The sequence below is a fragment of the Mesorhizobium sp. M1334 genome (genome assembly GCF_040317995.1).
Lineage (GTDB): Bacteria > Pseudomonadota > Alphaproteobacteria > Rhizobiales > Rhizobiaceae > Mesorhizobium.
This window is the reverse complement of sequence record NZ_JAMYLM010000003.1, coordinates 516,730-525,274: the sequence shown is the minus strand read 5'-3', so window position 1 is coordinate 525,274 and position 8,545 is coordinate 516,730. Positions and strand designations below refer to the sequence as shown.

General features: G+C 61.7%; 8 protein-coding genes. All 8 read left to right on the top strand.

What is annotated here, in order from left to right; translation table 11 throughout:
- The first annotated feature begins 234 nt into the window (after nt 1–234).
- The 8 genes from NKH17_RS09600 (at nt 235) to NKH17_RS09565 (ending at nt 8,539) form a co-directional block, all read left to right on the top strand.
- Nucleotides 235–684, top strand: coding sequence for a hypothetical protein (locus tag NKH17_RS09600; RefSeq protein WP_352970629.1), 450 nt, complete (start codon nt 235–237; stop codon nt 682–684).
- Nucleotides 685–716: 32 nt separating this feature from the next.
- Nucleotides 717–890: a hypothetical protein gene (locus tag NKH17_RS09595; protein WP_352900463.1), complete on the top strand. Its 174-nt coding sequence runs from the start codon at nt 717–719 to the stop codon at nt 888–890.
- A 2-nt stretch (nt 891–892) separates the two neighbouring features.
- Nucleotides 893–1,384 (top strand): hypothetical protein, encoded by a 492-nt coding sequence (locus tag NKH17_RS09590; RefSeq protein ID WP_352644935.1) that lies wholly within the window; start codon nt 893–895, stop codon nt 1,382–1,384.
- Nucleotides 1,384–3,912 carry a hypothetical protein gene (locus NKH17_RS09585; protein WP_352900465.1) on the top strand — a complete coding sequence of 843 codons (2,529 nt, stop codon included), beginning with the start codon at nt 1,384–1,386 and terminating at the stop codon, nt 3,910–3,912. The genes NKH17_RS09590 and NKH17_RS09585 overlap by 1 nt, the downstream gene beginning before the upstream one ends.
- Nucleotides 3,912–4,346, top strand: a complete 435-nt coding sequence (locus NKH17_RS09580; protein WP_352900467.1) for a hypothetical protein — start codon at nt 3,912–3,914, stop codon at nt 4,344–4,346. The genes NKH17_RS09585 and NKH17_RS09580 overlap by 1 nt, the downstream gene beginning before the upstream one ends.
- A gap of 43 nt (nt 4,347–4,389) precedes the next feature.
- Nucleotides 4,390–5,010 carry a DUF1851 domain-containing protein gene (locus tag NKH17_RS09575; protein WP_352807229.1) on the top strand — a complete coding sequence of 207 codons (621 nt, stop codon included), beginning with the start codon at nt 4,390–4,392 and terminating at the stop codon, nt 5,008–5,010.
- A gap of 269 nt (nt 5,011–5,279) precedes the next feature.
- The gene (locus tag NKH17_RS09570; RefSeq protein ID WP_352807232.1) at nt 5,280–5,654 is read left to right on the top strand and encodes a hypothetical protein; all 375 of its coding nucleotides are present in this window, start codon (nt 5,280–5,282) and stop codon (nt 5,652–5,654) included.
- A gap of 143 nt (nt 5,655–5,797) precedes the next feature.
- Nucleotides 5,798–8,539: an SGNH/GDSL hydrolase family protein gene (locus NKH17_RS09565; protein ID WP_352900470.1), complete on the top strand. Its 2,742-nt coding sequence runs from the start codon at nt 5,798–5,800 to the stop codon at nt 8,537–8,539.
- Nucleotides 8,540–8,545 lie beyond the last annotated feature (6 nt).

Sequence of the window (8,545 nt, the reverse complement as noted above, 5' to 3'; positions counted from 1 at the left end):
ACGATCAGGTCGCCAAGCCGGTGCGTGGCGTTGGGCGCGCGTGGATCAGGCACCGCGCCAAAGTAGCTCTCAAGGCAGGAAATGGCAGTCGCTCCTTCGCTCAACTGCCTCTCCAAAGAATCCTTTCTCAGCCTAAACTCAACCCCAAAATCGCCATATGCGATTCCCCTGCCCCTTCAGGGGGGAGATCACCTGCTCCGTCCTCCATCGCTTCCCCAACCAAGGAACCCACCCGTGACCCCAACCCATGCCGAAGACCTCGGCAGGGCGCGGACGGCTGCCGATTTCGCTGCCATCCGCGCCTTGCTCGACACCGACCTTAACAATGCGATCGCCCGCAAGCAGGAGCTGCAACAGGCCGAGGATCGCGCGATTTTCGGCGAGGGCGACCTGGCGGCGGCGCGTGCCGCATTAGACGACTGCAACGATGCAATTGCGCTCGTCGAGAGGACCATCGAGGCGGTGGACAAGCGCCGTATCGCCGTCGCCCAAAGCGAAGCCCGCGTCGATATTGAAGCGCTTGGCGCCGAGATCCGAACAAAGGCGGCCTCCCTCGGTGAGCGCTGGAAGAGCGTTCACGAACTGATCGAGCAACTGCGCCAGAAGCTGTTCGCGGCCGATGCCTTGAGCCGCGCCATCATCGCCGCCAACGCCATTTCGATGCCAACGGCGCCGTCGGCCTGAAGGTCAACCTGACCACCATCCGGCGCACCGCCATGGCCGGCCCGCGGGCCACAGCACCCACGCGTCTCAGCCGCCCGGCAATCCAGGCCGACCGGCTGCTTTTGTCCTTCCTCAGCCCGGGCGGCGTGCTCGACCGGCGCCCTTCGATCGGCGCGCCGGTCGACGGCATCAAAAGCAAATTCATTCCCGCCGGCGAACGAGGCTGACCATGTGCACACTAGCTCTTATCGGTACGGCGCTTTCCGTCGGCGGCGCGCTAGCGGAAGGCCAGCAGTCCAAGCAGATGGCCGACTACCAGGCCAAGGCCTATGAACAGCAGGCGCGGGCCGACGCCCAAAGCTCGGCCTTCGAGCAGGGCCAGGAGCGCCACAAACAGGATCTCCTCCAGGCTCAGGCGCGTGCCCAGGCCGGCACTTCGGGCGTCGCCATTTCTGGTTCCCCGACCGAGGTGCTGACGGCCAATGCCAGGCAGGGCCAGCTCGACCTCAAGGCGATCCAGTACGGCTCGCAGCTGCGCCAGAACGGTCTCGCCACGCAAGCGGCGATCGCGCGCTTTTCCGGCAAGCAGGCGGTGGGCGCCTCGATCTTCAAGGCCGGCGGCAGCCTCGTGTCGGGCATCTCCGGCCTCTACGACCCGGCCAAGACGGTGACGTTCGGCAGAAGCGCCTTCCCGCCAGCGCCGGGTGGAGGCCTCTACTGATGGCCACCATCCCGCTCCAGCTTGCCCAGCGCCGCCTCGACACCGGCACTGTGGCCTCCTATCCCAACGGCTCGCCGGTGGGCGCCGCCATGCAAGGCTTTGGCGACGAGTTGTCGGCGATTGCCGAACGCTTCCGGCAGCAGAAGCAGCAGCAGGATGCGTTCGACGCCGGCATTATCGGCCGCGAGCTGAACGCACGCATAGCGCACGCCGAGGCCGTGGCGGTGCAGACCGCGCCGGCCGACGGCGGCGGCCTGCACGACTTCATGTATGGCCAGCTCGATCCGCGCAGCGACGGCGTCGTCAAGCCCGGCCTGTTCGACCAGATCTTCGACGACACCGCGGCGAAAGTGCCGGAGGGCGAACGCGCCAACTTCCTCGCGCAAAAGCAGGCGTTGCGGCTGGCCGGCTCGGCGCGCATGGCCGCGCAGCAGCACGCGCGGCGCCAGACCTATGAACAGGCCGAGTGGAGCAAGGTCGAGCAAATCTATACCGGCTCGATCGCGCAAAGCGACCCGAACGACACAGAAACATTCGAGGCGATCAGGCAGAGCGGGCTCGACCTGATCGGCAAGATGGGCAAGCCGCTTGCCCGGCAAGCGGCCGAGGCCGCCTGGCGCAGCAACGCGGCAAAGGCGCTCGTCCAGGCGATGATCGCCCAAGACCCGAAGCGCGCCGCGGAGATGCTAGGTGGGGGGCCGGATGGAAGCCGGACCAAAGACGATACCGTCGAGGCCGTTGGCGGTGCGGGTACGCCCGACGCCGCCTCAGGCGCGCCGGCTTCGAAAGGCGACCGCATCGGCAGGCTTATGCCTGACGAAAGAGTGGCGCAGGCCTGGCAGAGCGACATTCCGCTCGAAGATCGGCCAGAGCTTGTCCAGCAGGCCCGCGCCGCCGATGCAGCACGGCAAGTCGAAGCACGCACCAGCATTGGTCTGGCCGAGCAGAATGCTCCGGCCGCCATCAGGGATGCGGGTGCCTATTCCGGCGCGATGCCGACCCCGGAGCACTTCATCGCACTTTATGGCACCACGGAAGGCAGCAGACGCTCCCAAGCCTTCAACAGAGCCATCGAGGTTAGTCGTCAATTCCACGGCATGCGCGACCTGTCGAATAACGCCGTGCGGGCCATGGTCAAGGACGCCGACCCCACCGCAGATAGTTCAACGCCGGAAGTGGACAAGGCGCGCCATGACGCTATCGCCACCGCCGCGGACCTGACGTTCAAGGCCAGGCAGGCCGATCCGGGCGGCTATGTCCGCGAGGCATTCGCGAACCTTGATGCGGCCTGGAGCAACCTGTCGAAGCCGGGAGACTATCGGGCGGCGATCATTGGCTCCATCGCCGCCCAGCAACAGTTGGGTTTTGAGACCGCCCAGCCGCTACCCAATTCCGTTGCTGAGGACATTGTCGGCAGACTCAAGGCCCAGCCGCAAGACCAGACCGCAGAGCTGCGCAATGTGTTCGCCGCACTACCGAATCAAGTCGCGCGCGAAGCAGTGCTGAACCACCTGCTTCAGACCAGCGTATCCCAAACGGACAACAGCATCGCGGACAGGTCGTTCCGGGCAGCTGTAGTCGACCCGATGATGCTGCTCGATTTGGCCAACACTGTCGAGCCAGGACGATCGGGAGCAAACGCGGAACTCACCAACTACCTCCCGACGAATCAAGAGTGGCTCGGGAAATTGATAGCCGGCGACAGTGAGCGGGGGAGCCTAGGGCGTCTTCTCGCGCAAAAACTCGTGGGCTCCGATGGGCTTGGCGAAGACAGCATCTCGGTGGCCGACTTCACGCCGTTGGGGACGTCATTTGCACTGGAGAAGGCTGGAAATGCAGCGCTGGAGGGCAACTACGACGAAATACTGCTCAATGCCGCGGGCGCAATTCCTGGCAATAGGTTGGCGGCGGTGGCCCTGGAACGCGCTGCCGCGAAGATTGCCAAGCCATGGGTAGAGAAACTCCCAATATTTTCGAGGCTGCCAACTGGCCTAGCCGAAGGCGGCGAGGCGCTTGTTCATGGTGTAGATGCCGAAACCCTTAGACATCAGCAAGCGCTTGCGCGCTCGGTCTCGCCACCAAGCCCACGCCGGAAGACGCGAGCCGGTGAAATGTCCGATAGTGCCTTTGATACCGCGTTACTAGGTGCGATGCTTGCTAGGGATACGTCCAAAGTTAAACATGCCGAGGCGAAGGTTGGGTGGTCTCCATTCAAGGACTATCGAAAAACCTTTTTCGACGCGAATCCTAGTCTCAACAAAAGCGACTACATAGTGCATCATGGCGTCGAGCAGGGAGTTTTTAAAAGGTATCCCGGGCTTTTTACAGAGCAAGAGCTGCATTCAATCGAGAATCTTCGCGGAATCCGGAAAGAGTTCGACATAAATTTGCACCAGAAGGTAATTCGGAACGAGTGGGAATATTTCTACAAGAACAACCCTCACGCTACCCGCCAGAAGGTCCTTGACTATGTTACTGAAATCGACAAGAAGTATGGACATTTGTTCGATCCACCAATAGGTGACTGATGAGATACTATGACATTCTGCCCGATGTGGCCGGTGGATTGGGTGACGGCACTATCCTGGATACCAGTGTCCACCCTCCTATCGTGAGCAAGCTTGTGTACCAGATGGAGGGATGGATCGGTGATGTTCTTATAACAAGCTTTCCATGTTTTCTCGTGACGGAAGAGGCCGCGCACGCATTATCAAAAATCGGCTTCACCGGAGCGGCATTCGCCCCTGTTGAAGTCATAACGTCCGAAGATTTCCGCGAACAGCAGCCCGAGGTAGAGCTTCCATCTTTCGTGTGGCTGAAGGTGAGCGGGAAAGCGGGTCACGATGACTTCGGCATCGCCAAGAATTTTAACCTCGTCTTATCGGAGCGAGTCTTCGATGTGTTTGATGAACGAGGTCTCCCTTCCGCTACGATCAAACCGTTCCACGTTCGGCAAGAGTAGGCTGGTGCCGTCAGATTGATCGGCTGATTAATTGGAGATCGCAATGTTCGAGACATTTCGCCAAAACTTCCCGGTGGATAGCAGGGTGCCCGCGGACACCGGCAATTTCTCCCTGGATACGAAAGTGCCTGGGTTAGCCGAGTTGCTGACCAGCTTCGGCGGTGCTTCGTTCAAGCACGGTTTGTACAGGATAATCCGGGCGCAGGACGTGGCACGTTGGAACGCACGTGTCTGCCTGGGTTTTCCGGAATTCACCGGCCGGATCACCTGCTTTGGTTATGATTGGCTGGGGACGGCGCTTGCAGTCGACAGCCAAAGGCTGGAACAAGGGGAACCTGGTGTCGTGATGTTCGAGCCCGGCACGGGAGAGGCGCTCCAAGTGCCGGCCAACATCCGCACCTTCCACGAGGTCGATGCCATAGAGGATGAAGACGCGGCGTTGGCCGCCAATCTTTACGCTGATTGGGGCGAGGCTGGTGGCGCCGAGCCGGCTTACAACCAATGCATCGGCTATAAGATACCGCTGTTTCTCAACGGCAAGGACGAAATCAAAAACCAGGAGCTGTCGGACCTGGAAGTTTATTGGCACATAATGGGCCAACTTATTGCGAAGGTGAAAGACCTGCCACCGGGAACACCTGTCAATATCCGAGACCTTCTCTAAAACAGGGGTTTTCCGCTGAGCCGCCACTCGGGACTCCCGTTCGAAGCATGGCTAGAAGCGGTATTTGCCTCTGGTCCGAAGGGGTGCGACCCCCGCGGTCTGTGATGCGCTATCCGTTTTGTGGCCGGACGGTCCGGGTAGAGCGTGCCGCAACTAGCCAGCGGTCTGATTGTGGTCACGATGCTGGCTTATGGCCTGATAACCGCAGAGCGATCCCAGTCGGTGGTGCCTTCTGGATCGCCTCCCATTTCAGACGAAGGATTGACCTGTTGCGCACTGACTCTTTTTCGACCATGGCAAGGATCGTTTTTCTGCTCACCTTGACCGGCGTTCTCCTGCTCGCGCTTTCGCCGGTGCGCTTCCTGCAGGAGTTGGACCTGGGCTTCACCTTCCACCACGACAAGCTCAACCACGCCGCAGCATTCGCGGTGCTGGCGGCGCTTGGAAGCCTCGGCTGGCCGGAACACAAGACGAGACTGGTCCTGCTCCTCGCCATAACCGGCGCGGCGATCGAGCTTCTTCAGGGCGCCCAACTGATCGCGCGCGATATGGATATCCTCGACTGGGTCGCCGACTGCGCCGGCATGGCCTGCGGACTGGCGGCCATGGGCGGCACAAGAAGGCTGATTGGCGGATTGCTGTAGCCCGTTGCCGCTCTCTGTCCGGAAAATCGCCGGCTGCGCCGGATAGCGCGGTGTCCGGCCGCGTAGCTTAAGTTTCCCACCGACAGCACTGAACCCCTTCCAGCCTCGCTTATGCGGGGCTTTTTTTATGGAGCAAAGCCCTCATGTCCCGACCTGCAACTGCCGCCGTTCGTCTCCTGACCGGCGAACGCGAACCCGTGCGCCTCGCGACCACGGCCGACATCCTCCTGCATGGCCTGCAGGCGATCGACGGCGTGCCGGCCGAGGTCGGAGACCGCGTGCTGGTCAAGGACCAGGCCGACCCGACGCAGAACGGCATCTACACGGCGAGCGCAGGCGAATGGTTCCGCGCCGCCGATGCCCGCACTACGCGCACCCTGCAGAAGGGCACGACGGTCCACACCCAGATCGGATCGGTCAATGCGGACCGCGTGTTCGAGTTCACGGCCGACGAACCGGCCGTCGGCGCCGATGCCATCACCATCGCCGCATCCGTTCCGCCCGACATCGCGGAGATGGTCGATGAGGTCGAAGCGTTGCGCGATGAAACCCAGGCGCTGAAGGATGCTGCCGAAGCCAGCGCCGGCCAGGCATCCGCCAGCGCCGCCGCTTCCGCCGCGAATGCCGGCCAAACCACTGCCGACCGGGCTGCGACCAATTCCGATGCCGTCGCGGCCGCGGCGGCCGTCATCAGCGCTCAGGCCGCACGCGACGCTTCACTCTACGGCAAGGGTATTTTCCCGACGACTGCCGCGGCAATCGGCTTCGGCGTCGCCGGCAACGGTGCGATCACGCCAGGCTCGGGCGGCGCCAACGGCATGTTCGACCTAGCGTTTACCGGCGGCACCGGTTCGGGCGCTGCCGGCCGCTTCGTGGTGGCAGGCGGGGCGCTGACGCAGATACTGATCACGGCGCCGGGCTCCTACACAGTGGCGCCGACGTTCAGCTTTGCGGCGTCGGCAGGGCTCGCCGGCGCCGCCGCTGCGGCGGTGCTGGGCAGGAATGTCGATGTCGGCGAGTATTTCTGGACCGAAGTTTCGACTGGTTCTTTGGGGTTGTTCAATGTCGGGGCCGGACCGGTAGCGGCTGATACGGGTGTCCGGGCGGCAACGGCTGCTCTCCTTTCGAGCGTCGATAGCCTAGCAATGATCGAAGGCCTTACCGTTCCGACCGCCAGGCTAACAGAGGCGGCCGGATCAGTCAGCCCATCTGTATATCGATCCTACTCTTTTGTGTCGGGCGACACGATCGAGCACATTGCCATTGCCAAAGCTGGAGAGCGAAGCATTCTGCAGCTTATCCACGCGGGGGCTGGTGCGGCCTATACAGCCAACTTCAATCTTGAGGAGGGTATCGTCTCAAGCAGTTCAGGCGCGAACCTCGTCAGCGCTGCCATCACAGATATTGGCTCCGGCTGGTACGAGTGCAAGGCTGTCGTCCTGGTTGCGGCAAATATTACGAACAATGTGCAGGCACGTATGTCGGCTGCTGGCGTTTTTCCGTTCACCGGCGATGGAACCAGCGGTATGTACATTCGCAGTGTCGTGCTCCGCAAGCAGGGCCTGCCGGCTAACCTGTTCCCGAGCAGCGACCCCGCCAACGCAGCCTTCACGAAGCAGAACGTGACGGTTACCACCACGGTCAGCCCTTATGAACCGGTGCTGATCTCCCTGCCTCCGCTTGTCGATGGCCTCGACGTGACCGTCAGAGGCCGAATGACGGCATCGAAGCTTGTCGAAATGGTCGGCTCTGGCAATCCTTCCGTTTATCAGGGCAGGTCCGTGGTCAATGGCGACAATATCGTCTGGAAAGTCACCGCCAAAAAGGCCGAACGCAATCGTCTCAATCTCTACTCCAACAACGCCGTCATCTTCGACTGCACCTTCAATCTCGATACCGGGACCGCGACCGGCACAGGCGCGAGCATCGTCGCTCTTGGCAACGGCTGGTACGAATGCACGGTTACGAAGACGGCAACAGCCACGGCCGCGACGAACTGGCAACAGCGTATTTTCCCGTCTGCTGGCGGTCACCCGTATGTCGGCGATGGTGTGTCTGGATTCTATGTCCAAAGGTCGGCTCTAAGCATTAATGGTGGGCCGAATGTCTTCTCGTCTTCGGAAAACCTCTCCAACTCGGCCTGGACCAAAAGCGCCGGCGTGACGGCAGTCGCCAATGGCGCTCTGTATCTTGGCCTATTGTCGGATCCGGCCAACATCGGCGGCGACCCATATGACGACGGCTCGGCCGCCCTGGTTGGCAAAAAATTGACCCTGATCGGCTCTAGCATTTCGGCCGGAGCCTACTACGTTCCCGTCCTCGCCGGTCTGACCGGTATGATCCCTACCAATCTAGCGGTCAGTGGCTCGGCCTTGGGGCTGAGCACCACCGCCTATCCGAGCTACGGAATGTCCAATGCGATCGCCAACATTCCGGTCGACGCGGAGTTGGTAATCTTGGAGCCGGGCCCGAACGCCTTTGGCGCGCAGGAGACGCCCCTGGGCGCTCTCGGCGACACGACTTACGCCACTCACTATGGTTCGCTGTGGGCGGCCTGCGCCGCCATCCGAGCGCGTGCGCCGAATGCCAAGATCGTCATGATTGGTACCTACAGCGGCGGCCCTGGACACGCGACGCACCGGATAGGAAGAATAAACGGTCAAGGCAACACGCTGGTCCAGTTCATGAAGGCGGAGCGGGAGGTAGCCGATATGCTGTCAATACCGTTAATTGACGTAGGAGGCGAGAGCGGCATCGGCTACCTGACCTCGTTGCTTTACATGAGCGATGAGCTTCATCCGACTGCTACCGGCAGCCTGCGGCACGGAACTTTCGATGCAGAGGAACTTCGTCGTCTCTCGCGCCGGGGCTTCTTCGGAGCCTAGACTGGA

Bases quoted from the DNA above. Each gene is read 5' to 3' on its own strand.
- NKH17_RS09595 (WP_352900463.1), top strand. From the start codon at position 717: ATGGCCGGCCCGCGGGCCACAGCACCCACGCGTCTCAGCCGCCCGGCA.
- NKH17_RS09590 (WP_352644935.1), top strand. From the start codon at position 893: ATGTGCACACTAGCTCTTATCGGTACGGCGCTTTCCGTCGGCGGCGCG.
- NKH17_RS09585 (WP_352900465.1), top strand. From the start codon at position 1,384: ATGGCCACCATCCCGCTCCAGCTTGCCCAGCGCCGCCTCGACACCGGC.
- NKH17_RS09580 (WP_352900467.1), top strand. From the start codon at position 3,912: ATGAGATACTATGACATTCTGCCCGATGTGGCCGGTGGATTGGGTGAC.
- NKH17_RS09575 (WP_352807229.1), top strand. From the start codon at position 4,390: ATGTTCGAGACATTTCGCCAAAACTTCCCGGTGGATAGCAGGGTGCCC.
- NKH17_RS09565 (WP_352900470.1), top strand. From the start codon at position 5,798: ATGTCCCGACCTGCAACTGCCGCCGTTCGTCTCCTGACCGGCGAACGC.